We start from the raw sequence: 26,532 nt of genomic DNA on the forward strand, positions 1-26,532 counted from the left end.
GCGACCCCATTCACCGCGCCACGCAGGACCGGTGCCCCCTGCTCAGCGACGTCGCAGGCCGGGGCTCACCCGCGTGCAGAAGGAGAAAAGAACACCCCCATCGAGACACTTTGTAAGTAGTCTTACCCAACAACGTGCGCTGGACGCCCTGACTCGCTGTCGCCGGCACGGATCGGATATTGTGACGACAACACCTGGTTGTCGGAGTTCAGCTCGGGGCGCAAGGACTTCCCCCTGCTCTTCGATATCAACCACAACCCCAAGCCCGCCTACGACGACGTGGTGGGCTTCTGAGGATCATGAACGCCAGTCGGGCCAGCGTGCCCGGCTCACGCTCGCCGCGACGCGCGCGGAACGCGCAACACCGGCGATGATCTGAGCCTCCCGCCTCCCACGGGCGTGGCCATTTCCGGCCACCCCATGGCCACTCATGGCCATTGTGCACGTGATTCCCGTGCTTTATCCCTCTGCCATGAGCTCCGAACGCGCGCCATCTTCCACGGCGTGGGCCGCGGGCAAGGCCCTCTGCATCCTGTCGGCCGTCGCTTACGGCCTGTTGACCGGGCTGATCGACATCCTCGATCCGCATCACCTCCGGAACCCCGACTGGCCCGGACACGCCAGGTTCCACCTGCTCTGGCAGATCAGCGCCGGGGCCCTCGGCGCGGTCGCTTCCATCTACCTCTTCTGGACGGCCACGCCGCGCACCGTGGAGCGTGTCCGGACAGGCGCGTTCCTGGGCGCCCTCCACATCGGCGGGTTCATCCTGGCCGCCGTCTTCAAGAGCGCCGCCGGCGCCGAGTTCGACGCCGGTGGCCGGGTCCTCCTCGGCTTCCTCCCGCCGAACATGCTGCACCTCGGCACGTCCGCGGCGCTGCTCTTCGCCGGCGTCTCCCTGTGTCATAAGCAAGGGGCTGCCACATGAGCGATCGCACCGTCTCTGCGCCTGTCCTCATCATCGGCGCTGGCCCCTCGGGGATGGTGAGCGCGCTGTGCCTCGCCAGGCGCGGCGTCGACTGTGTGCTCATCGAGCGCCGGCCGGGCCTGGAGAATCACCCCAAGGCCCACGAGCTCTCGGCGCGCTCGATCGAGATCCTCCACGAGCTGGGGCTCGCTCATGGCGAGCTGTCCGCGGAGGCGTCGCCTGAGGAGGACGCCGCCAAGATCCTGTTCTGCGGCACGATCGGTGAGGAGTTCGGATGCATCGATCTGCGAGCCAACGGCGTCGGGCGCAAGTACCGAGAGCACCTCGAGGCGCCCATGCCCTACCTCAACCTCTCGCAGGTCGAGCTGGAGAAGCTCCTCCGCGAGCGCGTCTCGGCCTCGCCGCGGATCCAGGCGCTCCATCACCACCAGTGGGAGTCCTTCGAGCAGGACGCGGAGGGCGTCACCAGCCGGATCACGAACAGGACGACGGGTGAGACCTTCGCCGTCCGGAGCCAGTACGTCATCTGCTCCGACGGCGCCGGGAGCCGGAGCCGCAAGGCCCTCGGGATCGAGATGAAGGGCCCGGACAAGCTGCTCGACGTCGTCAACGCCTATTTTCAGGCGGATCTGCGCCGCGTGGTCCGCACCCGGGGCAAGCTCTACTTCATCTTCTCCCCCAAGGCGCCGGGCAGCGTGTTCATCGCCCACCACGTCGAGAAGCGCTGGGTCTTTCACCTCCCCGTGGCGACGCCGCACGAGAAGATCGAGGAGTACACGCCCGAGGTGATGCAGAGGAAGATCAAGGCGGCGCTCGGGCGGGACGACGTGGATATCGAGATCACATCGATGAGCCACTGGCGCATGACGGCGCAGGTGGCGGAGCGCTTCCGCAGCGGGCGCGTCTTCCTGGTCGGCGACGCCGCCCATCGCTTCCCGCCCACGGGCGGGCTCGGCATGAACTCCGGCATCGGCGACGCGCACAACCTGGCCTGGAAGCTCGCGATGGTGATCGGGCGGCGGGCGGCGCCCGGCCTGCTCGACAGCTACGAGGCCGAGCGCCGCCCTGTCATCGAGACGAACTGCGACGAGAGCCGGCTCAACTTCGAGAGGATGAGCGAGGTCGCGGAGGCCTTCGGGATCGAGGTCGAGGAAGCTCAGTGGGTCAACGAGAAGCTGGCGAGCTCCACGATGCGCGCGCTGCCGGCCCCGCTCCGCGCCTGGACCGAGCGGCAGGTCCAGCATTACGGAGAGAGCATCCTCTCACGGTACCATCGTGATCCCTCGGTGCGAGAGCGTGTCCTCGCGGCCATCGCGCAGCAGAGGTCGCATTTCGACCGGATAGGGCTCGACCTCGGCTACATGTATGAAGAGGGCGCGCTGCTCGGCGACGGCACGAGGCCGCCGGAGGTCGACGACCGGGTGTCCTCGTACATCCCGTCGACGCGGCCGGGCGCGCGATTCCCGCATTTCTGGCTGGACGGCAACAGGAGACAGCGCGGCAGCCGCTCCATGATCGACTACGGCGCTTCGATCCTGCTGCTCGGCGCGGCCGTCGAGGCGCTGCCCGCGGACCTCGAGGCGCTCGAGCATGTCGAGGCGCGCCACGGCGTCCGGCTGTTCAGGCTGGGCTCGGCCGACATCCCTGCCTGCCACCAGGCCGCTGTGCACGCGCTCGCGCAGATCGAGCAGGACGGCGCGCTCCTGATCCGACCGGACGGGCACGTCGCGTGGCGCCAGCAGCGCGGCGTGACGCTGTCCGTGGAGCTGATCGCGTCGATCGTGGAGCAAGTCTACGGGGTCTAGTTCCACCCACCAGGAGTCCTGTCAGGGATCCGGAGCGAGATTTCAACGCAAAGACGCAGAAAGGAAACGGGCGTCGTGGCGCCCTGCGCTCCTCCGGGAGACCGCGGGCGAGGGGCGGTCGCGACGTCACGGTGTCATCGGCAGCGCGACCAGGAGGTTCAGGTTGCACATCTCGTTCTGCGTGCCCCACCCCGGCAGCACCGGGGCCTCGGCGTCGCGCGTGTCGAAGGTGCATGTCACCTCGAGCGAGGAGCTCGGGTCGAGCAGCGGCGGCATGCGATACCAATAGACGCCCTGCCAGTGGACGTCCCAGTCGTCCACGCGCGCGATGCAGCTTTCCTGCGTCCCCGACCCCACGCGCAGGTCGAAGGTGCGCCCGCGCTCGTGCATGTGCGGCATCACGCCGAGAACCTCGATCGAGGGCAGCGCCGGGTCGAGCGCGAGCTCCGCCCGCGTCCTGCGCCATGTGTAGGCGGCGTCCTGCTGGCCGGGCGGCAGCGTGTCCGGGCCGTCCGGCTCGAAGAGGGTCGTCATGAAGCCGTCGTCCCCGACGAACACGGCGCGCCGCTCCACGGTGTCCTCGTATCGGAGCCGGAGGCGCGTCGAGTCCTCGGCGGAGGCGCCCGCGTGGTCGTCATGGATGTTGTAATGCACCTGGACGACGAAGACGTCCTTCGCGGAGACCGGCGCCCCGGTGCCGCCGGGGAACTCGACAACGTCCTGCCCGGGCGCCCAGGCGAACAGCGGCTGGAACGGCAGCTCGTCGGCCGGTCCGCCGAAGCACTCCCAGCCGGGCCGGTCCGGCGAGGCATCGTCGAGCTCCGTCATCACGTCCTGGTTCGTCTTGCCCTCCGCCAGCGACGCCTCCGAGGGGGTCACCCGATAGACCGTGACGTGATGAACGATGGACCGGACCCCGGGCGTCACCTGATATCCGGTGATGAAGCGGTCCGAGTCGAGGCCCGGGTCCACGGGGAAGCACCTCCACTCGTCGTGGGCCGCGAGGGGATCGGCGGGGTCGACCACGGGGGTGATCGGCGGCGTCATGTAGTCGACCCCGCCCTCGAGCGTGGGCACGGGCGGGGTGGGCGGCGCGCCCGCGCGATCGCCCTCGGCGCGCGCCCCGGTCGCCCAGCGATGGATGACGTCGAGCTCCTCGGCGGTGAGCGTCTCGTCGTCCTTGAAGTCGCCGCACGAGCCGTCGTGCTTCACAAGGAAAGGGGGCATATGGCCGCCCCGCACCGCGTCGTCGATCGCGCCGGCGCGCGCCTTCGCCGAGATGTAGTCGTCGAGGCGGAAGGGCGCGAGCCCGCCCTCCTGATGACACGCGGTGCACTTGGACGCCGTGATCGGCGCGACGTCCTGCCAGAACGTCGGCTCCTGCTCCGCCTCCGCCTCCTGCGCCGCGCATCCGAGGGAAAGCGCGAGGAGCGGCACGGAGGCCGCGAGTCCGCGCGCGTGGAGGAGCAGGGTCGTCGTTCGCGTCGTTCGCCTCGATGGCCTCTCGTCGTGCTGCTTCAAGCGGACCTCCAGCAATTGTTTACGTAGTACACTGTACTGTGTGTGGTATACGCAGTTGAAGGATGGCTGTCAAACCAAAGAGACGGCGAAAAACTGCGACGGAGTACAGCGGAGGCGGCGACGCCGTGCGCGGCCTCGAGCTCCTCTGGGGGGTCAGGAAGCAGCCGAGCCGGGGGCCCAGGCCCGGCCTGAGCCTCGATCAGATCGTGCGGGCCGCGATCGAGCTCGCCGACGGCGAGGGGCTCTCGGCGCTGTCGATGCAGCGGGTCGCCGGGAAGCTCGGGTTCACCACGATGTCGCTGTACAGGTACGTGCCGGGCAAGGCCGAGCTCCTGGATCTCATGCTGGACACCGCGGCGGGGGAGCTGCCCCTCGTGGACAGCGTCCCCGGGGGATGGCGGGCCAAGCTCGAGGCGGCGGCGCTCGCCGACTGGGCGCTCTACCACCGCCACCCGTGGTTCTTGCACGTGACGCCGGTGCGCCCCGTGATGGGGCCGAACGGGATGGCGGCGTACGACGCGGAGCTCCGCGCGGTCTGCGGGATCGGCCTCACCCCCCGCGAGGTGCTCTCCGCCGTCCACCTCGTCGACGGGTACGTCCGAGGCGCGGCGAGGCTCTCGGTGGACGCGGTCGAGGCCGAGCAGGAGACCGGCGTCACCGACGAGCAGTGGTGGTCCGAGCGCGCGTACTTCTGGGACAAGCTCTTCGACCCGGGGCGCCACCCGACGATGGCGAAGCTGATGCGCTCGGGCGCGTTCGACGACCACCCGTTCACGGAGGACGTGTTCCTGTTCGGCCTCCAGCGCGTGCTCGACGGCATCGAGGCGCTCGTCCGGTCGCGCTCCGGTCAGTGTGACGAAAGTCCAGAAACGTCACGACCCCCGGCGCGCGCCGGTGACGAAACTCCCGGCGACGCCCCCCGGCGTGACGAGGGGCCGACGTGCGCGCAGTGCGGCCGCGAGATCGCCCAGCCTGCCACGGGGCGGCCGCGGGCTTACTGCTCGCGGGCGTGCCAGCAGCGCGCTTACCGGGCGCGCAACGCGTCCGACGGGCGGTGATCGCGGCGGGATTTCCAACCCGCGTTACTGGCCCGTCCGGTCAGGCGGCGGCGTGCGGGCAGCAGCGCGGCATGGCAAGCGCTCTCGCCGCGGCAAAGCCGCCGGATGGCCCCGCTGCGGGCGTGGCGAGAGCGGTCGCGGCCGCGCCCTCACACCGTGTCCGGCGGCGCGCCGACGAACGCGCTCTCGTCGTAATGGCTGCGGGGGTTCCAGGCCGCGTAGCCCGCGCAGCCGGCGTCGTCGATCGCTCGGATCTGCTCCCGGATGTGCCACGGCGTGTACTCGTAGCGCTGCATGGGGCGCGAGCTGTCCAGATCGAACGCCTGGATCCAGCTGCGCAGCACCCCGATACGTCCAGGCAGCGCCGCTACCCTGCGCCAGCCGGCCGAGAGCGACGCGTGCAGGATCTCGTAGGGGTGATGCGCAGGGTTCGCGAAACCGAAGCTGCCAGGGCCCCAGTGCGAGGGGTACGGCATCGGCATCACGTAGTCGAACAGCTCCACGGCGTCCTCCAGCCGCTGGCCTATCCCATCCTGCGGCCCGAGCAGCGTGAACCCGAAGACATCCGCGGAGATCGGGCGAGACGCCGCATTGCCGACCTCCGCGCGGAGGAACTCGAAGAAAGCGCGGATCGTCGGCGCCCTCTCCTCGATCGGCGTCCGCGACCGCGGCTCGCGCGCCGCGCCGTAGCGCACGTAATCGTAGTTCACCTCGTCGAAGCCGACGTCGTACGCACGCAGCGAGATCTCCGCGATCTCCCGCCATCGCGGCTGCGACCCGGGGTCGTACCAGCCCCGCGGGCCGCCCTTGAACGCGACGAGCCGGGCGATGAGGTAGATGCCGGCGTCGCGCAGGGCGCCCAGCTGGACCCTTGTCACCTCGTCCCGCTCGAAGAGGAGCGCGCCCTCCTCCGATCGGATATCGATCACCAGGGAGTTCAGCTCTGTCCGCTGGACCAGGGAGGAGAGCCGATTCAGCCGGTCCACGCTCCTCCCCGCCGCGAAGCTCACGTAAACCGCCTTGGTGATCGTGGGCATGCTGTTCCCCCCGCCGAGGGGAGAGCACGTCCCCGGCCAAGGGAGCGCCGTGCGCACCGGAACACCGCGAGAGCCCTACGCGACTTCCCGGCACTGCGCCTTCACACCGGAATTCTCGCGAGCTCCCCGGCCGCCCCCCTCACCCGGGTCACCCCCGCATCGCCTGGATCGGGCTGATCCGCGCAGCGCGGAGCGCCGGGAAAAACCCGCCGAGCAGGCCCATCACCGCCGCGATCGCCACCGACGTCACCAGGATCCCGGGCGTCGGCTCGAACGTGAACACGACCTCCGACCAGCTCGCGAAATTGACGGTCGAGAAGCGCACGAACCTCATGCCGAGCGCGGCGAGCACGCCGAGCGCCCCGCCCGCCAGCGCGAGGAGGACCGACTCGATGAGGAACGACAGGAGGATGCTGAACCGCGAGAAGCCGAGCGCCCGCAGCGTGCCTATCTCGCGCTGCCGGTTGGCGATCGACGAGTGCATCGTGATCATCGCGCCGATCATGGCGCCGATCGAGAAGAACACAGCGATGAGCACGCCCATCACCTTGATGAAGATGCTCGTCCCCTCGGACTGCTTCTCGTAATAGACGCTCTCGCGCATCACCTCGAGCCCGAGGTTCCGGTTCTGCTCGATCGACGCCTCGAACGCGTCGAACTTGCTGGCCGAGGCGAGCCGCGCCCGCACCGCGGAGACGCTCCCCTCGCGGCCGAACGCCGAGCGCGTCGTGTGCAGGTCGGCCCAGACCTCGGACTCCGACGAGGAGCCGCCGTCCTCGAACACCCCAACGACCTTCACCGGCCGGTTCTTTCGCAGCTCGAACGACTCGCCGATCGACAGGCCCTTGAAGCGGCCGTTGATCGCCTTGCCCACGATCACCTCGTCCGTGCCCGGCTGCGCCGGCCGGCCCTCGATGATCTTCACCTGCGAGCGGAACGCGAGCACGTCGTCGGGCACCCCGCGCACCTGGACGTTGGAGATGCCGTCCGTGCCGAGCTTCTCGAGGAGGATCACCGCGATCACCTCCCCCACCCCGTCCGGCTTGCCGTCCTGCCGCTTCGCGACCTCGGCGCTCGCGAGGATCACGCCGATCTGCTGCTCCTCGATGCTGCTCACCATCTCGGCGTCGGAGCCCTTCCGCATCACGATCGCGACGTCGTCCCGCGCGGTGCGCCCCAGGGTGCGCTCCACGCTGTTCGCGAGCATCAGCACCGACGCGAACACGAACACAACGAGGCCGAGCCCGGACGCCGTCGCGAGGGTCGTCGTCTTGCGCACCACCAGATTTCGAACGTTGTAGGCGACGGGGATCATGAGCGCTCTCTCCCGCTTTCAGGGTCTCGAAGACAACAGGCTGCGTGGGTCGCTCACGCCACGCGCCGGAGCGCGTCGGTGACCGAGAGTTTCGAGGCGTTGTGCGCCGGGAGGAGCGACGCGGCGAGCGACAGCCCCATCGAGAGCAGCACCGCCATGACCATCGTCGCAGGCTCGATCCGGAAATAGGGGAACATGGAGCCCATGTTCTCCTCAAGCCATCGGCCCAGCCCGAGCTCGACGATCGGATACGAGATGACGAGCCCGATGAACCCCGCGAGCAGCCCGATGGTCGCGGCCTCGCCGATGATGAAGATCCTCACGTGCTTCGGCTCGAACCCGAGCGCGCGCAGCACGCCGTACTCCCGCGACCGCTCCCGGACGCCCATGGCGATCGTGTTGCCGAGGATCATCATCATGATGAGAAGGATGATGATGGACACGACGTTGAGCGCCGTCAGCACGGCCGACATCATCGCCATGAACGAGAGGTTCATCGCCCGCTCGCTCATCGTCGCCGTCTGGACGTCCTTCTCGTCGAAGATCTTGTCGATCGCCGCGCTGATGTCCGCGCTCCGCGACGGGTCGTCGATCCGGGCGGTCATCCAGCCGATCTGGTCGCGCTGCCGCTCGGGGAGCGACTCGTTCAGGTAGTCGTAGTGAAAGATGAACTGCGACCTGTCGATCGACTTGCGCGTGGCCGTGTAGATCCCCGAGACGTTGAACTGCCAGTTTCCGGGGTAGATCGTCCCCTCCAGCGTCACCGTGTCGCCCGGCTTCACCTTGAGCCGGGTCGCGAGGACGTCGCCCACGATGGCGCCCTTCCTGTCGCCCAGCCACCGCTCCATGTCCTCGGGCGAGACGACCATCTCGTCGTAGACCTTGAAGAAGGTCTTCGACTCGACGGCCATGGAGGCGAAGAAATTGTTGGCGTCGCGCGGGTCCTTGGCGCCGAACCAGCTCATGAAGGACCCTTCCGTCACGCCGGGGACCTCGCGGACGGTGTCCATGTAGCGCTTCGGCAACGGGAGGATGAACGAGATCTTGTGCCGCGTCGCGATCCGGTCCTTCGCGGCGTAGTCGGCGGCGACGTTCCACGCCGAGAGCACCGTCCGGAGGAGCACGAACGCGAGCACCGCCACCGCCGCGCCGATCACGGTCAGCAGCGTCCTGAACTTGTTGCGAAGGACGTTCCTGGCGGCGACGGAGACGAGGTTCATGACAGGTTCCCCTTGTCGAGCCGGCGCGTCACCGTGGCGCGCTCGGCGGCCTGCGGGTCGTGCGTGACCATCAGGATGGTCTTCTTGAACTCCTTGTTGAGCTTCTCCAGGAGGGCCAGGATCTCGTCGGCGCTCTTGCGATCGAGATCGCCGGTCGGCTCGTCCGCCACGATGATCGTCGGGTCGTTCACGATCGCCCGCGCGATCGCGACCCGCTGCTCCTGGCCGCCGGAGAGCTGCCGGGGATAGTGGCCCATCCGCTCCTCGAGCCCGACGACGCGCAGGGCCGTCTGCGCGCGCTTCCGCCGCTCGGAGGCCGAGAGGTTCGTGAGCAGGAGCGGCAGCTCGACGTTCTCGACCGCGGTGAGCACCGGCATCAGGTTGTAGGCCTGGAAGATGAAGCCCATCGTCCTGGAGCGGAAGCGCGCCAGCTCGCCGTCGCTCATCCGCGTGAGGTCCTGCCCCGCCACGCGCGCCGTGCCGCGCGTCGGGCGATCGAGCCCGGCGATCAGGTTCAGCAGCGTCGACTTGCCCGAGCCCGAGGGCCCCATCAGCGCCTCGTACGACCCCTCCGGGACGTCGAGCGTGATGTTGTCGAGCACCACGATCGGCTCCTTGTCGCGGAAATAGCTCTTGCCGACCCCCTGCAGCTCGACAATGGGCTTCGGCTTCCCGTCGCGATACCCCTCGGTCATTCGCTCCCCTTTTCCTTCTCTTTGACCTTCTGACCGTCCGCGAGGTCGGCCGCCGGCCTCGCCACGAGGCGCGCCCCCGGGGCCGGGCCGTCGAGCAGCTCGAGCCCGCCGGGCGCGGGGCCGCCCACCTTGATGGGCACCATCTTCACCTGACCCTCGTTGACAACGAACACCACCTTGGCGCCGAGCCGCTCGACCACCGCGGACTCGGGCACGACGCGCTTCGGCGGCTCCTTCATCGCCTCCTCGGACAGCGCCTCGGCGAGGAAGCTGACGCGCGCGCTCATCTCCGGGAGCGCCTCCTTCGGCTCTCCGACGAACTTCACCTTCACCGGGATGGTCGCCTTGGCGCGGTTCACCCGCTTGCCGATCTCGAGCGTCGTGCAGCGGTGGCGCTTCGAGGGATACGCGTCGAGGACCACCTCGCACGGCTTGCCGGGCTCGACGAGGTAGAGGCGCGTCTCCGGGACATCGGTCTCGACGACGAGCGACGAGAAGTCGGCGATCTCGACGAAGTGCGGCAGCTCGAGGCCGACGACCTCCCCGACCTCGGGCGGCTTCGACATGATCGTGCCGTTGATCGGCGCGATGATCCTCCGGTCGGCCAGCGTGACCCGGAGGCTCTCGACGTCGGCCGCCGTGGCTTTGACCTCGGCGTCGGCCGCCGCGGCCGACTGGGTGAGCGAGTGCATGCGCGCGGTGAGATCCTCCATCGACGCGCGGCCGGTCACCTGGCGCTCGACGAGCAGCCGCTCCCGCGCGACCTGCTGTTCCACCTCGAGGATGCTCGCGCGGGAAGCCGCGGCGCGCGCCCGCGCCGCCGCGACCTTGGCCTGGGCCGCGGCCACGAGGCTCTTCTGGTCGGCGTCTTCGAGCTCCACGAGCAGGTCGCCCTGCTTCACCACGTCGCCTTCCTTGACGTGCACCCGCGCGATGCGGCCGGGGATCTTGGCGCCGACCTTGGACACGACCTGCGGGACCACATACCCGGTCGACGTCACGGAGATCGACGCCTGCGCCGGCGAGACCAGCGCGACCTCGGTGGTGGTGACCTCGGTCTTGAAGATCGCGCTCTGCGCCCTGGGCAGGGCGAACGCGGCGGCGCCGGCGACGGCCGCGAGCACGACCGCGGCGACGAGGGCGGTGCGGAGCGGGCTCCGCCGATCGGGATCGACGTCCCGCTGGATCCGGAGCGATGCGAGATCCGAGCTGAGCTGGTCGGACACGGCGTCTCCCTTAACACGCTTCCGGCGTCGCGTTGAACTTCTATCGTTCCTTTTTAACGCGCGGCGCCAGCCACGCCCGACGCGCGGGACGCGGCCTCGCGCTCGCCCCTGGAGCGGCGCTTGCGTCATAGCGAAATCGCGTCCTGCCGTGACAATTCGCCCGTCCAGACCGCAATGCACCGGGCGGCTGGGCCCGCCGCGCCTCGCCTGTGGATGCGCGCTCCCTGGCGCGCAGCGACGCTCGGGCCTTCGGGCGAAGCGCACGGCGGGCCTCACGACCGTTCGCTGGCGCACCAGCGCACCGCTCCAGCGATGGAGCAGGAGCGGAACGCGGGGAGGGAAACCGCTGCAAGCAATCGAAACTACAAGCATTTTTTTTGAATCAAGATGACGAGCGACCGATCGCGAACGACAGCGTCGCAAAACGGCCGAAGTGCCAATCACCGAGACCCACGCGGCGGAGCAGGCGGGAGGTGCACTGCGCGCCACACACGAGGTGGGATTGACGCCGGCGGTGCTGTGCGCGCCGACGCCGGCTGCGGCGCGCCGCGGTGATCGGTGCGTGCGCCTGTGGTGCGAGACAGGCGCCATGCTCTCCCGGCGCTCCCGAGACCAACACCACGTCTCGACGCCCCGACGCCGCACGTCTACGCTGTGACGATGGGTTTCGTCGCGAGCCTTTTCATCGTCTACGGGGTCGCCGGGGTGGTGCTGGGCGTCGCGGTCGCCATCGCGATCGGGCGCTGCCTCCACCACCGGCGGCGCTCGCAGATCGCCGCGTATGCGCGGAGCCCTTCGGCCTCACCCGGCGCGATACGCGAGGGGTTCGCGCTCCTGCGCGGCGAGGTGAGCGCGGAGGACGCCGCGCCGGGCGACGCGGTGATCGCTGTCGAGATCCCGTGCGGCGGCCCGGCCGGCGCCGCGCCGGGCGCGTGGCAGACGCGGGCGCGCGCGTTCTCGCTCCGGCTCCCCTCGGGCGCCGCTGTGCGGGTCGAGCCGACGAGCGGTAGGCTGAGCCTCGATACCACCTTCGTCCCGTCGAGGCGCGGCGGCGCGCCCGCCTACGTGTCCGAGGTCCGCCCCGGCGACACGATCTACATCGCGGGCTCGGTGCGCCGCGAGATCGACGCGAGCGCCGCCGGCACGGGGTACCGCGACGCCGCGCGGGCCTGGGTGCTCCGGGCGCCCGCGCACGGCAGCCTCTGCGTCGCCTCGGAGACGGTCATCGCCCACCACGCCCAGCGCGCGCGGTTCCACCGCGCCTGGGCGCTCGCGCTCGGCGGGGCGCTCGCGGCGCTCCACCTCGGCCCGTTCCGCGCGTTCCACGCGAGCGTGCTCGGCACCGTCGAGTCGGCCGGGAGCATCGACATCGGCCCGGCCGCGCTCGCGCTCTTCTTCGTCGGCGCCGCGGCGCTCACCTACCGCACCCTGGCCGAGCAGACCTCTCCCTGGATCGAGCTCCGCGTGGATCGCTCGAGGGCGGCCTAGCGGACCGATCGCGCTGGAGTCCCGAGGAAATCAACAGAGGGGAAGAGAAACCGCAAGGGGCGCGAGGGGCGCAAGGGACGGGCAAGAGAAGTTCTCGTCTCTGGGCCCTTGCGCCCCTCGCGCCCCTTGCGGTTCCTCTCTTTTCCGCATTCCTTGCCCTTGGACCTTGCTTCCCGGCAGATGGGCCGGGCCTCGCAACCCATTGATTCGCTTGTTCACGTCATCGAAGGGGCCGCGGCGCCGGCGATCGTGACGTTATGCGCGCGTCAGCGCGACGACGAACTCCAGGAAGGCGCGGACCTTGGCCGACATGAGCTGTGCGGTATGATGGTACGCGTAGAGGGGATACGTCTCCTCGGCCCACTCCGGCAGCACTTGAACGAGCCGTCCGTCGGCCAGGAACTCGCGCGTGTAGAGCTCGAGCACCTGCGCGATCCCCTGTCCCGCGACGCACGCCGCGAGGAGCGGACCGACCCCGTTCACCATCAGCTGTCCAGAGGCGCTCACGCGGACGACCTTCTTCCCGCGCACGAACTCCCATGCGAAAGGGCTCCCCGTGGAGGGATCTCGCATCAGGACACACGGGTGCTTCTCGATGTCGCCCGGGCGGCGTGGCACCCCGTGGCGCGCGAGGTACGCCGGCGATGCGCAGGTGACGATGCGCGTGCGCAGGAGCAGGCGAGACTTCAACGCCGACGGCTCCGGGTGACCGAACCGGACGGCGACGTCGAAGCCATCGCGGATCAGATCGCCCATGCGATCGCGCACGGCGATCTCCATGGAGAGCTCGGGGTGGCGCGCGAGGAACGGCCCCAGGCGGGACGTCAGCACGAACTGCCCGACGCTCCCGTCGACGTTCACGCGCAGGCGGCCGCGAACCTTGGCGGAGGAGCCGCCCGCCTCGATGGTCGCGTCCTCGATGGCGGCCAGGTGGGGCGCCACCGACTCGTAGTAGCGGAGCCCCTCGTCGGTCAGCGAGATGGAGCGGGCGGTGCGGCGGAACAGGCGCACGCCGACGCGGTCTTCGAGGCGGGCGATCGCACGGCTGACCGCGGATTGCGTGAGGCCGAGCGCCTCCCCCGCGCCCACGAAGCTCCCGGCCTCCACGACCGCGCGGAGGACGCCGAGGCCGTCCAGCGAACGCCTGTCGAACCCGCGAGGCCTACTTTTGATCATGCTCAGGCTTCCGAGGATACACGTGCAGCAGGCTCGATCGGCCGCTATTTCGATACCTGAAAGAAGGGCACCACATGATCACGGCGAGCGAAGTAAGGTTGGGCAAGAGCGGTCCTTCGGTGTTTCCCATCGCCCTCGGCTGCATGGGCATGGGGGCCGGGAGCTGGTACGGGGCAGCGGACGAGGCCGAGAGCATCGCGACCATCCACGAGGCGCTCGAGCGCGGCGTGAACGTCCTCGACACCGGCGACTTCTACGGCATGGGCAAGAACGAGCTCCTCGTCGGCAAGGCGCTGCGAGGTCGCCGCGACAAGGCGCTCCTCAGCGTCAAGTTCGGAGCGCTCCGCGGGCCGAACGGCGAGATCCTCGGGCACGACGCGCGTCCGGCCACGACGAAGAACGCCCTGGCGCACAGCTTGTCGCGCCTCGGGGTCGACCACATCGACATCTACAGGCCGTCGCGCCTCGATCCCAATGTTCCGATCGAGGAGACGGTGGGCGCCATCGCCGACATGGTGAAGGCGGGCTACGTCCGCTACATCGGCCTGTCCGAGGTCGGCGAGGAGACGATCCGGCGCGCGGCGGCGGTGCATCCGATCTGCGATCTGCAGATCGAATATGCGCTGGTGAGCCGCGGCGCGGAGGTCGGCGTCATCCCGGCCCTGCGCGAGCTCGGGATCGCGATGACGGCGTACGGCGTCCTGTCCCGCGGTCTGCTCACGGGCGCAAAGCCGTCAGGCGCGGGCGACTACCGCGCGCACATGCCCCGCTTCTCGGCGGGCAACGCCGAGAGGAACCAGCCCCTCGTCGATGCGCTCGCGCGCCTCGCGACGGAAAAGGGCGTGTCCCCGGCGCAGCTCGCCATCGCGTGGGTCCGCGCGAAGGGCGCGGCTCAGGGCGTGACGATCGTCCCGACCCTGGGGTCTCGCACGCGCAAACAGCTCGTGGAGGCGCTGTCGAGCCTCGATGTCTCGCTCGACGCGTCGGAGGTCGCCGCGCTCGAGGCCGCGGTGCCCGCGAGCGAAGTCGCCGGCGCGCGCTACCCGGAAGTCCACATGGCGATGCTCGACAGTGAGCGCTCTCAGCAGACGCGTCCCGCACCGTCGAGCAGCGACGCATCGAACGGCCAAGGGCGCTGAAGGGCAGGGCGACGCCGCCCTGCGCTAGATAAGTTGCTCTTACAGCGTCACCTTTCCAGTGCGGTGGCCCTCGGTTGGGACAGCGTGCTGGAACATCGGTCGGCTCGCCGAGCGGAAGCCGCGTCGTGCTGCCATTCGTTTTCGATACCAGGCGAGGTGATTGCGCCGGGGCGAACCAATAGCCGGGGTTACGCCGCGAGCTCCTCAATTTCGGCTCGAACGGCGTGCGCTGCGAATCTGCTCGAGCGTTGGTGGCGTTCGCCTTTCGATTTCAGCGGAGGTACGGACTCAACGCCTGGAACCAAACCTCGGCCATGCGGTTATACCCTGCCTGGTTCGGGTGGAGATTGTCGGCGAAGAGGGACTGCTTGTAGTTCGGGTCGTTGGTGAACGCTGTGTACATGTCCACCAGCACGATGTGCTGCCCCTTGCTGACGCGCGTCGAAACCAGGTCGGGCATGGCCGCGTTGTAGGCCTTGACGTTGTTGTTCGTGCCGTCGTTTCTCGTCGGCACGATCTGCGCGAGCACCACGAGGATGTTCGGATCACGCATGAAAATCGAGTCGAGCAGCTTGCCCAGGCGATTCGGTGCGTCCGCAAGGTTGATGTTACCGTTGATGTCGTTCGTTCCGATCATCAACGTAATGATGTTGGGCTTGTAATTCGGAATGCTGGTGCCCACGAGCTGCGCGATGCCGTTGTTGCCCTCGATCGTCCAGCCGCCGTGACCCTCGTGGTTCTTCGGGAACGTCACTCCGTCCACCATGGGCACGCTGTAATCACTGGCGGAACCGACGAAGGTGATGTCGCGATTCGCTTCGAGCGCGAGGTGGAACAGCGGGGCGCGGTAGCCGCCGGCGACGTTGAAACCCTGCGTGATTGAATCGCCGAAGGGCATGATCTTACAGGAGCCGCTCGCCGGGCAGGGCTGGAATGCCGGGCCGCCGCCCGCGCCAGCGCTGCCCCCTGCGCCACCTCCCTCGCCCGCGGTACCTCCGACACCGTCGGATCCGCCGCCCATGCCACCCGAACCCGCTCCGCCGGCGCCCCCGGTGTCGCCGCCGGCCGTGCCTCCCCCACCGGCGTTCGCCGCGCCCCCGCTGGTCGCGCTCGAGCCGGAACTGCCGGGCGAGCCGCCGCCCGCCGCTGTCCCGCTGCCGCTCGTGGTCCCGGAGCTGGTCGTGCTCGCGGTTCCGCCCGTCGTCGTGCCGGGCGAGTCGGCGTCATCACTGCACGCTGCGACGAGCAGCACCACACACGCGAGTACGGCGGAAGAAGAAAATTTCAGGCGATGTACGAGCATGTGCTACGCATAGCACGATCGCGTGCTCCACCGCGATTGTGAAGCGCAGCTTATCGAAGTTGCCATCGTCGTTGAACTATTTTATCGCGAGGGGAAGTGCGTCTGGACGGCGGCGCTCTTCGCGGCCACGCGGCGCCCGAGCGCGAACGGCGGTTACACCTCTCCAGCTACCCCCATGGCCGCCACCCTCTGCGAGGCCAGCGGAGATTCCGTGCCCTGTCAGGAGGACGTGCCTCCGGTGCTCCCGCAGGGGGGAGGGCGCCCGGCCTCCGCGCTCTCAACGAGCGGCTCCTGGGTCGTTCCGCTGCGGCTGTATGTGGTCGCCTTGGGTCTTGCCTGCCGCAGGCACGCGAGGCACGCCCGCCGCGAGGCATGTGCTTTCGTTCATCGACACCTCCGGCACGGGTTTCTAAGCGGCGCAGAGGCTCGACGACAGGATGGGGGTCGCCGAACGCGTACTCCCATCCTGTGGAGGGATGCGGATCGCGTAAGGCTCTCTATGTCCACCAGCGCGTGCACCGTGGCTGCACAGTGAAACGGCCACTACGCGGAGATTGACTTTCGGATCGCGTTTGCATTTCCTAGCCCTGGGATTCACCGAATAGCCGGGCGCCACTGTCTCGACCCAGGGGAGGCGACGTCTTGCCGTACCGCGACAAGCTGGATGCTGCTTCGGGCACGGGGAAGCTGATCACCGTCCGCCGTTATCTCGATCCGGTCGCGGCCCAGATGGACCGCACGCTGCTCTCGGCCAACGGCATCGAGTCCCACGTGTTCGAGGCGGCGAGCTACAACCCGCTGCTGAGCGGCGCCGCCGGCGGCACCCAGCTGCAGGTGCGCGAGGGCGATCTCCAGCGCGTGGAGAGGCTCCTCGAGGTCCATCCCGGGGAGGCGGCCAGCAACGACGACGAGGAGGAGGCTGGCGGGGTCCGCTGCCCGCGCTGCGAGCTCGCCTACTGCTTCCACGAGCGCCTGCGCCTCGAGGGCTCGAGCGCCGCCACCGCGCTCACGATCCTCGCCGCGCCGCTCCTGCTGTTCCTGCCGAGGCGCTGGCACTGCCACAAGTGCGGCCACGTCTGGGACGATCCGAAGGAGGGGCCCGCCGCGATGACGAAGCTCGAGGAGGGCGATCCGCGGCCGGTCTTCCGCCTGCGGCGCGCGCACTCGGGCATGGGCCTGTTTCTCGGCCTGTTCGCGGGCTTCTGCGGGGCGCTCCTGGTCACTGCCGCCCTGCCGCGCGCCGGTGGGGAGCTCGCCTTCGCCGTGCTCGTCGGGGCGCCCTTCCTCGGCTGGGCCGTCGGTGGCTGGTGGCAGTACGATCTCTGCTCCGAGCCGGGCTGCCGCACGGCGCTGACGTCCGACCGGAGCGAGTGCCCGCGCTGCAGCGGCGCCATCGCCGGCGTCATTCGGTCGGCTGATGAGCACTACGCGGCGGCCGCGGATTTCCGGCGCGAGCTCAGCGCGCTGCGGGCGGCAGACCGGGCGCGCAAGGGCGAGAAGAAGAAGAGAACGAAGAAGCGGCCAGCCAGCGCTTCGGGTTGAGGACGAATGGCCGTGGCTGCCGAACACGCGGATCGCCGCGAACGGCGATCCCGCCGTTCCACGGTTTCGAAAAGCGCCCGTCGAGATTGACTTCCGGATCGCGTTTGGATTTCCTGGCGCCCGCGTGGAGGAGGTCGCCCGCATGCCTGACAGCGCTCTCACCGCCGTGGTCGACGACAAGATCTGGACCCTGGACCGCCCCGTGTGGTTCAGCGGGGTACGGATGCGCGCCCGCACCACGGTCGTACGCCTCGGCGACGGCAGTTTGCTCCTGCACACTCCGGCCCCTCCCACCGATGCGCTGACAGAGCAGCTACGAGCCCTGGGCCCAGTGCGCTGGCTGGTGGTACCCAACTGCTGGCATCACCTCGGGGCACCCGCGGCGGCGGCCCATTTCCCTGACGCGAAGGTGGTGGGACCGGCGTCGGCGCTCAACAGGAACAAGGCGTTGAAACTCCACATGGATATCCACGACGCCCAGTTCGGCGAGCAGGTCCCCGAGTTCGAGGCCTTGCCACTTCAGGGCGTGCCGTTCTGGGACGAGACGGTGCTCTACCATCGGCCAACGCAAACCCTGCTCGGCGCAGACATCGTCCTTTGCGCCGGCGCCGAGGACCACTGGACTTTGCGTTATGCCGCGCGCATTACCGGCTTTTACGAGCGGGTGCGCGTACCCCCCGACGCCAGGAAGAAGATTCCGGATAAGGCCGCGGCCGCGCGCTCCATCCGCGCCATGCTGGAGCGACCGGCCCAACGGCTCATCGTGGGGCATGCCGACGTCATCGAAGAAGGTTGGCGCGACCACCTCGCACAAGCCTGGCGACTGGAGGGCGTGAAGGTGTAAGTTGACGGCGCCGCCTCCAAGCGGCGCTTGCCGAGCGCCAGCCCCGTCGATCGGGCGCCCGCCATCAGACGCAGGGTGAGGCGCTCGCCCCGCACGCATCCTCGCCTCTCAACCAGCCGTTGCTCTCTGGCCCCTCCCTCGCCGGGCCCGCGCCGCTTAGCACTACTGCGGGAGGTCGCCCCGAGAAGCGAACCGCCTAGCCGCCAAGGGCGCCAAGAAACCAGGGAAATAAGAGGGGGAATGCCAGGACGGCCCTCCCCTTCTTCTCTTGGCGGCCTCGGCGCCTTGGCGGTTTTTCTGCTGATCAGGGGCAACTTCCCGCAGTAGAGTTAGCCAGCCTCCGCGAGAAAGGCCGCGAGCTTCTCCGGGTTGCGGTGGGCATAGATCCCTCGAATCACGCCCTCGTCGACGCTCACGCTCACGGCGGCGATCAGGCGATCTTCGTCGTGGACCAGGAGCCCCGGGGAACCGTTGAACCACCGCGCCACGAAGCGGTAGCGGCCGTCGGGATGCGCCGCGGCGCTCCAGACGCGCACGAAGAAGGTGCTCACCGCGTCCGCGCCGCGGAGCACATGGGTCACCGTCTCGGCCTTGCCGCCCCCGTCCGCGTGGAGCTCCACGCCCTCCGCGAGCAGCCTGCGGAGCTCGTCGATCTGGCCAGCGCGGGCGGCGTTCAGGAACGCGGTCAGGAGGCGCTGGTGCTCAGTGGACGACGCCGCGAACTTCGGCCGCGTGTCGCGGACCCGCGCGCGGGCACGGGAGGCGAGCTTCCGGCACGCTGCGCTCTCTTTGCCGAGCAGGGTGGAGATCTCGTCGAAGCTGTAGCCGAACACGTCGTGCAGCAGGAACGCGGCGCGCTCGTTCGGCGTCAGCCGCTCGAGCGCGTGCATCAACGCCACCGAGACGGTCTCGTCGATCTGCGGCTCCTCGTCAGGGCTCCGCGTGTCCTCCATCAACGGCTCCGGCAGCCATGTGCCCACGTACGTCTCTCTCCGGGAGCGCGCCGATTGCAGCGTGTTCAACGCGATGCGGCTGCACACCGTGACGAGCCACGCGCGCGCGTCGCGGATCTGGTCGACGTCTGTCTGGCTCCACTTCAAGAACGTCTCCTGCACGATGTCGAGAGCGTCGGCGCGCGTGCCGAGCATCCGGTAAGCGAGCCCCTCGAGGAGGGGGCGGTGGCTCTCGAAGAGATGCGTTCGGTGATCCATGACGGTTACTCGATGGCGTTGGACATCAGCACGGCGAAGCGCCAGCCCTGCGCCGTCCGCCGGAAAACATGCGTGTACTTCTGCCGCGCGGCGAAGACGCCCGCGGCGCCGCCGCGCCGCATGGCCACCTCTTGCCGGCCCATCTCGACGGCCAGGTCGCCGCTCCCCTCGATCCGCTCCGGCATCTTCCTGAACGACGCGAAGCTCGCGCTCCGGAAGAGCTCCGCTTCGCACGCGAGGAACCGCTCGCGGCCGGAGACGACATCGTGGCCCGGGATCAGGAGCTGAATGTCGTCGGTGCAGAGCGCCGCGTAGGCCTCCGCGTCGCCCTGCTGGATGGCAGCAGCCTGCGCAGCCCGCAGCCCGCCGATCTCCCGGCGATCTTCCTCGGTGAACGGCCCGAGCCACACAGGCTCTCCGGGAGAGGCGAAGAGACGGTCGATCTCGGCCCGCGCGCACGCGATGCGACGCGACCGAGAGACCTCGTCTCCGCTCATCCCCTCCAGCAAGATCACGTCGACCTTCGTGACGCCGATGAAGGCCAGTATCGCCCGCAACGTGCGGGTCTGAAGCTCGTCCGCGGCGGAGGGCGAGGCGACGCCGCCGCGCGTCGTCACGACGGACGCCGACTTGCTGGTGAGTAGGCCCACGTAGCGCCCTTCTACCTGCGCGAACGTACGGTCATTGCGGATGACGTGATCGAAGTAGGCCTTGAGGGTCGACGGCAGCGTGAGGTTGTACAGCGGGCTGCTGATCAGCAAGTGATCGGCCGAGCTCAGCTCATCGATCAAGGCGTCGGACAGCACGAGGCCCTCGGGCAGCGGCCCTCCGGAAGGCGGCGGGGGTGCGAGAAACGCAGCGATGGTCGCGGCGTCGAGGTGCGGCACCGGATACCGGGCGAGGTCGCGAACGAGGACGCGGCCGCCCGGATTCGACTCTGTCCAGCGTACCTGGAAATAGTCCGCCATGCTCCGCGAGATCGACCCTTGCGTGCGGGCGCTTGCATCTATCCTGAGCAGCTTCTTCATGTCCTCTCCGGGTGGGGTCCGCTCCCAGGACAAAGCAGCCCACCGGAATGTGACCGCCGGCGGGAAAGTCGATCGCGCCGCCCGCTTCCTCCGCGACGCCTTCGATCGAGGCCGAAGCCCGCCGCGCGCCCCGTCGCGCTGTGGTTCCGCCTGGCAGCCTGCGCCATAGTGCGACGCGTGTCGCTCGACGCTGCGATCCACTCCCTTGCCGGCGATCCGCTCACCGACATCCTGCGGCTCACCCAGGCCACGTCGGTCATGGCCGGAGGCATCGCCGCCGGTGGCCGCTGGGCCGTCCACTTCCCTCCGCCCGGCGAGATGAAGATCTCGCTCGTCGCCAAGGGCGGCTGCTGGTTCCGCCTGGACGGCCACAAGAAGGCGATCCGTGGTGAGCCGGGGGACGCGGTCCTCCTGCCCGGGAGAAAGGGGTTCCTCGTCGGCAGCGACCTCTCGGCCCCACCCCTGGACGTGATGTGCCTGCTGGCCCGGAAGCGCCACCTCTTCTCGACCATCGGTGACGGCTCCGAGGTGCTGCTCCTCGCCGGCGGCGTGACCCTCGATCCGCGCCACGCCGACCTCGTGCAGGGCGCGCTTCCCCCTTTTCTGCACGTGCGCGCGACCGCACCCCAGGCAACGTCCATCCGCTGGCTCATCGAGCAGCTGCTGGCGGAGCAGACCGCGCGCAGCGCGCCGGGCGCCTTCCTCTCGGCATCGATGCTGGCGCAGCTGCTGTTCGTCCAGATCCTGCGCGCCCACCTGGCCACGGCGCCACGCCTGCCCGCGGGCTGGCTGCGGGCCCTCCGCGACGAGCGGCTGGCGGCGGCGCTGCGCCTCCTCCACGGCGAGCCGGCGCGCGACTGGAAGCTCGAGGAGCTGGCCCGCGCCGCGGCCATGTCGCGCACCACCTTCGCCGTGCGCTTCAAGGAGGCCGCAGGGATGGCGCCGCTCCAGTACCTCACGGCGTGGCGCATGCGGCTTGCAGAGCGGCGGCTGCGGGACGAGGCAGCGCCGATCTCGCAGATCGCCGCCGCGCTCGGCTACTCGTCGGAGAGCGCCTTCAGTCAGGCCTTCAAGCGCGTCACCGGCAAGCGGCCGCGGGACTACCGCAACGAAGCGCGCGACTGAAGTTCGTCGATCGTTCCGTACGCTCGCGACAGTGTTCGGCACGCTCGCGCATGGTGCGTTCGACAGGCCATCGCTATCGATGAGGACATGCGAACCGTGCTTGTCCTCGGCGGCACCGGGCTCACCGGCCGCCGACTCGTCAACGTGCTGCTCCAGGAAGGGTTCCTGGTCCGCTGCGCCGTGCGCAACCTCGACGCCGCCCGCGCCAGACTGCCCGCCGCCGCCGAGCTCGTGCGCGGCGACATCGCCGACCGCGCCTCCATGGAGGAAGCGGTCCGCGGCTGCGAGGCCGTGTTCAACTGCGTGCACACGCTCTCGCCGCAGAAGGGCGCCGCGCCCGGCGAGACCTTCGTGGACACCGAGGTGCGCGGCCTGGAGAACGTGGTGGCGGCCTGCCGGCTCCACGGCGTGCGGCGCGTGCTCTACGTGACCTTCCTGGGCATCACGCCCGACACGCGCTCGATCTGGGCACGCGGTCGCTGGAAGGCCGAGCAGATGCTGCTCGGCAGCGGGCTCGACGTGACCATCCTCCGGCCGGGGCAGATCGTCGGACGCGGCGGCTTCGGCTTCGACACCACGCTGGCCAACGCGCGGCGGCGCGTGGCGCTGATCCTCGGCAGCGGCCGGAACCGCATGCAGAACATCGCGCTCGACGATCTCGTCCATTACCTCGTGCGCAGCCTCGACGAGCCGCGCACCTTCGGCCGGGCCTTCGACGTGGGCGGCGACGAGGCGTTCACCGCCGACGAGATGGTCGACGTGGCGGCCCGCGTGCTCGGCCGGCGCCCGCCGTGGAAGCTGCACCTCCTGCCCTGGCTGCTGGCGCCGTTCGCCGGGCTCTTCGAGCGCCTGGCGGGCCTGCCCCGCGGCGCCTTCGCCGACCTGCTGCTGGGCGTGGACGCCGACCTCGTCGGCGATGTGGAGCCGATCCGCGCCATTATCCCGCTCACGCCCATGCCCTACGCGCAGGCCGTCGAACGGGCGCTCGCCGCGAGCGCCTGATAGGCGTCGATACCCTGTCGCTGAACCCGGAAACCTCGTAAAGGCAGGACGGGTATCGGCAAGTCCACCACCGCGGCCTCGCCATCCTGGAAGACTTGCAGCTGGATGCCATGCCGCCCGGCGACCACGACGGATCGCCCTACCGTTCACGCTGGCCACCCTGGGCGCGAGTCCGGTCCGTGCCATGCTGCGCCCCTGCGCTGCTGGACCGCTGGACCGAAGGACGCCTGACATGAGCCTGCAAACCACCCGCGACACCTGCCTTGCCCGCGACGCAAGCGACCCGCTGCGCCACCTGCGCGACGAGTTCGCGCTGCCGGACGATGTGATCTACCTGGACGGCAACTCGCTGGGCGCCCTCCCCAAGGCGTCGCTGATCCGTGCCAGGGAAGTGATTGAAGCGGAATGGGGCGACGGCTTGATCCGTAGCTGGAACACGGCCGGATGGGTGCACTTGTCCCGCCGCCTTGGCGACCTCCTGGCCCCGCTGATCGGCGCGGGCAGCGGCGAAGTGGTGGTCACCGACACGACGTCCATCAACCTGTTCAAGGTGCTGGCCGCCGCCCTGCGCCAGCAGCAGGGCGCCGCGCCCGAGCGCCGGGTGCTCGTGTCGGAACGCGACAACTTCCCCACCGACCTGTACATCGCCGAGGGCCTGACCGAGCTGCTGAAGACGGGCGGTGGCGCAGCCTACGAGTTGCGCCTGATCGACTCGCCCAAGGAATTGCCGCAGGCGATCGGCGACGACGTGGCGGTGCTGATGCTCACCCATGTCAACTACAAGACTGGCACCATGCACGACATGGCCGCCGTCACGGCGCTCGCGCACGAGGCCGGCGCGCTGACCGTGTGGGACCTGGCGCATTCCGCAGGCGCCGTGCCGGTGGACCTCCACGGCGCCCGCGCCGACTTCGCCGTCGGCTGCACCTACAAGTACCTGAACGGCGGCCCCGGCGCGCCGGCCTTCCTGTGGGTGGCGCCGCGCCATCAGAACCGCTTCTGGCAGCCGCTGTCCGGCTGGTTCGGCCATGCCCGGCAGTTTGCGATGGAACCCGCCTATGCCCCCGCCGACGGCATCGGCCGCTTCCTGTGCGGCACCCAGCCGATCACCGCGCTCTCGCTGGTGGAATGCGGGCTTGCCGTCTTTCGCCATACCGACATGGCCGCGCTGCGCGCCAAGTCGCTGGCGCTGACCGAGCTGTTCATCCAGCTGGTGGAAGCCCGCTGCGGCCAGCATCCGCTGACCCTGATCACCCCGCGCGACGGCGCCCGCCGCGGCAGCCAGGTCAGCTTCGAGCACCCGCAGGGCTACGCGGTGATGCAGGCGCTGATCGCCCGTGGCGTGATAGGCGACTACCGCGAGCCGCGCATCATGCGCTTCGGCTTCACCCCGCTGTATACCCGCTTCGTCGATGTCTGGGACGCGGTGGACGTGCTGCGCGACCTTCTGGAGAGCGGCGACTGGGACAAGCCGCAATTCCACCAGCGCGGCGCGGTGACCTGATCCACCCGTAGCCTGGACGACAGGGAGTCGCCCTCCTGCGGCCAGCGGGCGGAAGGCTCGCGCGAGTCCCTCGCCGACGGGCGCGCCAGCGCACCGTCCTCCATTGATGCGCCGACGGTATCAATCGGCGCGCGTGGCGTATTGGCGCGCGGGCGCCGGTCGGTTCATACGACGGTCGTTCGGCGAGCGATGCGGGAGGGAAGCTGCCGTCGGCGGCGCCCCCTCGCCGTTGCCGAGGCGCGAAGACGCGATGCGGACAGGCGGCCTGCGAGAGCGGCCCCATGCCAGCAGAAGGAGTTGTCCATGAAGGCTGCCGTGTTGAAGGCGTTTGGTGTTCCCCTTGCCATCGAGACCTTGCCAGACCCGATCCTGGGCACGGGGGAGGTCATCGTCGATGTCATGGCTGCCCCTGTGGTCTCCTACGCGAACGAAGCGTTCAGCGGCGCGCGGGGATATTTGCTGGATCTGCCGCTCGCGCCGGGCGCCGGCGCGGTCGGCCGTGTGCGCGCCGTCGGACCGGATGCGACGCGCCTCACCGTCGGCGACTGGGTTTGCTGCGACCCTACCGTGCGGTCGCGCGATGATGCGGTATCGCCGGACGTCTTGCTGCAGGGATGGACCGCGGCCGGCGAGGGCGGCCTGCGCCTGCAAGCGCATTTCCGCCATGGCTCCTTCGCCGAGCAGATCATGATCCCGACCGAGAACGCCGTCCGGATCGGCGCGATCGACGCGGAGGACGCCGCGCGGTGGTGCGCGCTCAATACGCTGCTCGTGCCCTATGGCGGGCTCCTCGCGGCGAACCTGCAGGCAGGAGAGACCGTCCTGATCAGCGGCGCCACAGGGAACTTCGGCAGCGCCGGCGTCGCGATCGCCCTGGCGATGGGGGCGGGCTGCGTCATCGCGCCGGGCCGGAACGAAAGGGCGCTGGAGGATCTGGCCCGCCGTTTCGGTCCGCGCGTCCGCACCGTGAGGCTCCTCGGCAGCGAGGAGGACGACCGGAGCCGGATGGTGAAGGCGGCGCCGGGCCCCATCGACCGGGTGCTGGACCTGCTGCCGCCCTCGGCTGCCCCGGCCGCGGTGCGAGCCGCCGCGATGACCGTGCGACCGCACGGGACGATCGTGCTGATGGGAGGCGTCGCAGCCGGGCTCGAATTGCCCTATCGGCACCTCATGCGCAACTGCATCACGCTGCGCGGCCAGTGGATGTATCCGCGCGCGGCCGCCGTCCGCCTGGTCGGCCTCATCCGGTCGGGTCTCCTGACGCTCGACCCGTTCGACGTCACCGAGTTCAGCCTGGATCGCGCGAACGAGGCCGTCGCGCACGCCGCCGGCCATCGCGGTCCCTTCAAGATGACCGTGATCCGGCCGTGATCGGGGGGCGCCGCCTCAGGCGAGCTCCGCGGCGTCCCCGCCGAGGCTCGACGCGACCTCCACGGCGAGCCGCACGAAGCGCGCGACCTCCTTCGAGCGGCACGCGTCCGGCCACGCCACGTACAGCGTGCTCGCGGAGATCCCCGCCATCCTCACGTACTTCACGTCATGACGCGCGTAGAGCGTGGCGCTGGAGGCGGGGACGAACGCGACGCCCTGGCCCAGCGCCACGGCCTCGAGGAGCTGGCTCGCGTCGCGGACGACCGGGCCGCGAGGCGCGTCCTCGTGCCTGTCGACGGCGGCGCGGTACGCGGCGAGCTCCGCGCTGGCCGCGGGCCACACCGGGACGGGATCTCGCGCCAGATCTCCGCGGCGCAGCACGCGTCTGCCCGACAGCGGGTGAGCCGCGGCGAGCGCGACGCAGCGGGGCTCCGTGAACAAAGGCTCGGCGTCGATGCCCGGCGCGGTGATGGGCCCTCGCAGGAACGCCACGTCGGCGCGGCCGTCGGCGAGCATGGCGGTCTGCTCTCCCCAGCCGCTGACGACCACCTCGACGCGGACCGGCGATCCCGAGCGCTCGTAGTGGTCGACGAGCCGGCGCAGCAGGCGCCCGCCGTTCCCGGGCTTGAGCGCGACCGCCAGGTGGGCGCGAGGGAGGCCCGCGCGCGCCGTGCGGCGGACCGCGGCCGAGACCGCGTCGAGGACGTGGCGCGCCTGCTCGAGCAGGACGACCCCCGCCGGGGTGAGGGATACCTGGCGCGTCGTCCGGTGGAGGAGGCGCGTTCGCAGCTTGCCCTCGAGCTGCGCGATGGTCCGCGAGAGCGGAGGCTGGGCGATCCCCAGGCGCGCGGCGGCGCGACGGAAGCTCCGCTCCTCGGCCACGGCGATGAAGCGCCGGAGTTCGGTGGGCTCGAGATCGAGTTCCACGGACACCAGGGCATCGTATCCCGGCCGCGTCCGCGCGCAACGGCGGCGGGGCCCGCGCGCGCGAGGGCGT

At 69.7% G+C, this 26,532-nt stretch carries 23 protein-coding genes; 12 read left to right on the forward strand and 11 right to left on the reverse strand.

Annotated features, from left to right (window positions below; all coding sequences use genetic code 11):
* The first annotated feature begins 171 nt into the window (after window positions 1–171).
* The 3 genes from WMF14_RS36065 (at window position 172) to WMF14_RS36075 (ending at window position 2,730) form a co-directional block, all read left to right on the forward strand.
* Entirely contained in the window at window positions 172–294 is a 123-nt protein-coding gene (locus tag WMF14_RS36065) for an endo-1,4-beta-xylanase (RefSeq protein WP_437804359.1), read from the forward strand.
* A gap of 178 nt (window positions 295–472) precedes the next feature.
* On the forward strand, window positions 473–925 hold the full coding sequence (locus WMF14_RS36070) for a hypothetical protein (RefSeq protein ID WP_437793584.1): 453 nt from the start codon (window positions 473–475) through the stop codon (window positions 923–925).
* Window positions 922–2,730, forward strand: coding sequence for an FAD-dependent monooxygenase (locus WMF14_RS36075; protein ID WP_437793586.1), 1,809 nt, complete (start codon window positions 922–924; stop codon window positions 2,728–2,730). The genes WMF14_RS36070 and WMF14_RS36075 overlap by 4 nt, the downstream gene beginning before the upstream one ends.
* Before the next feature lie 126 nt (window positions 2,731–2,856).
* On the opposite strand, the gene WMF14_RS36080 is transcribed toward WMF14_RS36075, so the two are convergent.
* Window positions 2,857–4,251: a hypothetical protein gene (locus tag WMF14_RS36080; RefSeq protein WP_437793588.1), complete on the reverse strand. Its 1,395-nt coding sequence runs from the start codon at window positions 4,249–4,251 to the stop codon at window positions 2,857–2,859.
* Window positions 4,252–4,313: 62 nt separating this feature from the next.
* Between WMF14_RS36080 and WMF14_RS36085 the strand changes: the two genes are divergently transcribed.
* Window positions 4,314–5,309 (forward strand): TetR/AcrR family transcriptional regulator, encoded by a 996-nt coding sequence (locus tag WMF14_RS36085; RefSeq protein WP_437793590.1) that lies wholly within the window; start codon window positions 4,314–4,316, stop codon window positions 5,307–5,309.
* Window positions 5,310–5,458: 149 nt separating this feature from the next.
* On the opposite strand, the gene WMF14_RS36090 is transcribed toward WMF14_RS36085, so the two are convergent.
* The 5 genes from WMF14_RS36090 to WMF14_RS36110 all read right to left on the reverse strand — a co-directional run bounded on the left by WMF14_RS36090 (window position 5,459) and on the right by WMF14_RS36110 (window position 10,802).
* The gene (locus tag WMF14_RS36090) at window positions 5,459–6,346 is read right to left on the reverse strand and encodes a putative glycoside hydrolase (RefSeq protein WP_437793592.1); all 888 of its coding nucleotides are present in this window, start codon (window positions 6,344–6,346) and stop codon (window positions 5,459–5,461) included.
* A gap of 148 nt (window positions 6,347–6,494) precedes the next feature.
* Window positions 6,495–7,661, reverse strand: coding sequence for an ABC transporter permease (locus tag WMF14_RS36095; RefSeq protein ID WP_437793594.1), 1,167 nt, complete (start codon window positions 7,659–7,661; stop codon window positions 6,495–6,497).
* Between the two features lie 53 nt (window positions 7,662–7,714).
* Complete coding sequence (locus tag WMF14_RS36100) at window positions 7,715–8,881, reverse strand: ABC transporter permease (protein ID WP_272095659.1); 1,167 nt, start codon at window positions 8,879–8,881, stop codon at window positions 7,715–7,717.
* Window positions 8,878–9,576: an ABC transporter ATP-binding protein gene (locus WMF14_RS36105; RefSeq protein ID WP_272095660.1), complete on the reverse strand. Its 699-nt coding sequence runs from the start codon at window positions 9,574–9,576 to the stop codon at window positions 8,878–8,880. Before WMF14_RS36105 ends, WMF14_RS36100 begins: the two co-directional genes overlap by 4 nt.
* Window positions 9,573–10,802: an efflux RND transporter periplasmic adaptor subunit gene (locus WMF14_RS36110; protein WP_437793597.1), complete on the reverse strand. Its 1,230-nt coding sequence runs from the start codon at window positions 10,800–10,802 to the stop codon at window positions 9,573–9,575. The genes WMF14_RS36105 and WMF14_RS36110 overlap by 4 nt, the downstream gene beginning before the upstream one ends.
* 660 nt (window positions 10,803–11,462) lie before the next feature.
* On the opposite strand from WMF14_RS36110, the gene WMF14_RS36115 reads away from it, so the two are divergent.
* Window positions 11,463–12,290: a hypothetical protein gene (locus tag WMF14_RS36115; RefSeq protein ID WP_437793599.1), complete on the forward strand. Its 828-nt coding sequence runs from the start codon at window positions 11,463–11,465 to the stop codon at window positions 12,288–12,290.
* Between the two features lie 255 nt (window positions 12,291–12,545).
* Here WMF14_RS36115 and WMF14_RS36120 read toward each other — a convergent pair whose 3' ends face one another.
* A complete protein-coding gene (locus tag WMF14_RS36120; RefSeq protein ID WP_437793602.1) occupies window positions 12,546–13,466 on the reverse strand; it encodes a LysR family transcriptional regulator in 921 nt (306 codons plus the stop codon).
* A gap of 74 nt (window positions 13,467–13,540) precedes the next feature.
* Between WMF14_RS36120 and WMF14_RS36125 the strand changes: the two genes are divergently transcribed.
* On the forward strand, window positions 13,541–14,605 hold the full coding sequence (locus WMF14_RS36125; RefSeq protein WP_437793605.1) for an aldo/keto reductase: 1,065 nt from the start codon (window positions 13,541–13,543) through the stop codon (window positions 14,603–14,605).
* Window positions 14,606–14,876: 271 nt separating this feature from the next.
* Here WMF14_RS36125 and WMF14_RS36130 read toward each other — a convergent pair whose 3' ends face one another.
* Window positions 14,877–15,908 (reverse strand): SGNH/GDSL hydrolase family protein, encoded by a 1,032-nt coding sequence (locus WMF14_RS36130; protein ID WP_437793608.1) that lies wholly within the window; start codon window positions 15,906–15,908, stop codon window positions 14,877–14,879.
* 642 nt (window positions 15,909–16,550) lie between these two features.
* Here WMF14_RS36130 and WMF14_RS36135 point away from each other — a divergent pair.
* Both WMF14_RS36135 and WMF14_RS36140 read left to right on the forward strand, forming a co-directional pair.
* On the forward strand, window positions 16,551–17,450 hold the full coding sequence (locus tag WMF14_RS36135) for a hypothetical protein (RefSeq protein ID WP_437793611.1): 900 nt from the start codon (window positions 16,551–16,553) through the stop codon (window positions 17,448–17,450).
* Between the two features lie 142 nt (window positions 17,451–17,592).
* The gene (locus tag WMF14_RS36140) at window positions 17,593–18,294 is read left to right on the forward strand and encodes a DUF4336 domain-containing protein (RefSeq protein WP_437793614.1); all 702 of its coding nucleotides are present in this window, start codon (window positions 17,593–17,595) and stop codon (window positions 18,292–18,294) included.
* Window positions 18,295–18,623: 329 nt separating this feature from the next.
* On the opposite strand, the gene sigJ is transcribed toward WMF14_RS36140, so the two are convergent.
* Window positions 18,624–19,505, reverse strand: coding sequence for an RNA polymerase sigma factor SigJ (gene sigJ / locus WMF14_RS36145; protein ID WP_437793616.1), 882 nt, complete (start codon window positions 19,503–19,505; stop codon window positions 18,624–18,626).
* A 5-nt stretch (window positions 19,506–19,510) separates the two neighbouring features.
* Entirely contained in the window at window positions 19,511–20,533 is a 1,023-nt protein-coding gene (locus tag WMF14_RS36150; RefSeq protein WP_437793619.1) for an NAD(P)H-dependent oxidoreductase, read from the reverse strand.
* Window positions 20,534–20,710: 177 nt separating this feature from the next.
* On the opposite strand from WMF14_RS36150, the gene WMF14_RS36155 reads away from it, so the two are divergent.
* From WMF14_RS36155 to WMF14_RS36170, 4 genes are all read left to right on the forward strand, one after another.
* A complete protein-coding gene (locus tag WMF14_RS36155) occupies window positions 20,711–21,658 on the forward strand; it encodes an AraC family transcriptional regulator (RefSeq protein WP_437793622.1) in 948 nt (315 codons plus the stop codon).
* An 87-nt stretch (window positions 21,659–21,745) separates the two neighbouring features.
* Window positions 21,746–22,660, forward strand: coding sequence for an SDR family oxidoreductase (locus WMF14_RS36160; RefSeq protein WP_437793625.1), 915 nt, complete (start codon window positions 21,746–21,748; stop codon window positions 22,658–22,660).
* A 238-nt stretch (window positions 22,661–22,898) separates the two neighbouring features.
* Entirely contained in the window at window positions 22,899–24,164 is a 1,266-nt protein-coding gene (kynU, locus tag WMF14_RS36165; protein WP_437804361.1) for a kynureninase, read from the forward strand.
* A gap of 303 nt (window positions 24,165–24,467) precedes the next feature.
* Window positions 24,468–25,535 carry a zinc-binding dehydrogenase gene (locus tag WMF14_RS36170; RefSeq protein ID WP_437804362.1) on the forward strand — a complete coding sequence of 356 codons (1,068 nt, stop codon included), beginning with the start codon at window positions 24,468–24,470 and terminating at the stop codon, window positions 25,533–25,535.
* A 15-nt stretch (window positions 25,536–25,550) separates the two neighbouring features.
* On the opposite strand, the gene WMF14_RS36175 is transcribed toward WMF14_RS36170, so the two are convergent.
* The gene (locus tag WMF14_RS36175; RefSeq protein WP_437793628.1) at window positions 25,551–26,468 is read right to left on the reverse strand and encodes a LysR family transcriptional regulator; all 918 of its coding nucleotides are present in this window, start codon (window positions 26,466–26,468) and stop codon (window positions 25,551–25,553) included.
* Between the last annotated feature and the right edge of the window lie 64 nt (window positions 26,469–26,532).

Origin of the sequence: Sorangium sp. So ce693, from assembly GCF_051521375.1 — a bacterium.
GTDB classification, from domain to species: Bacteria; Myxococcota_A; Polyangia; order Polyangiales; family Polyangiaceae; genus Sorangium; species Sorangium atrum.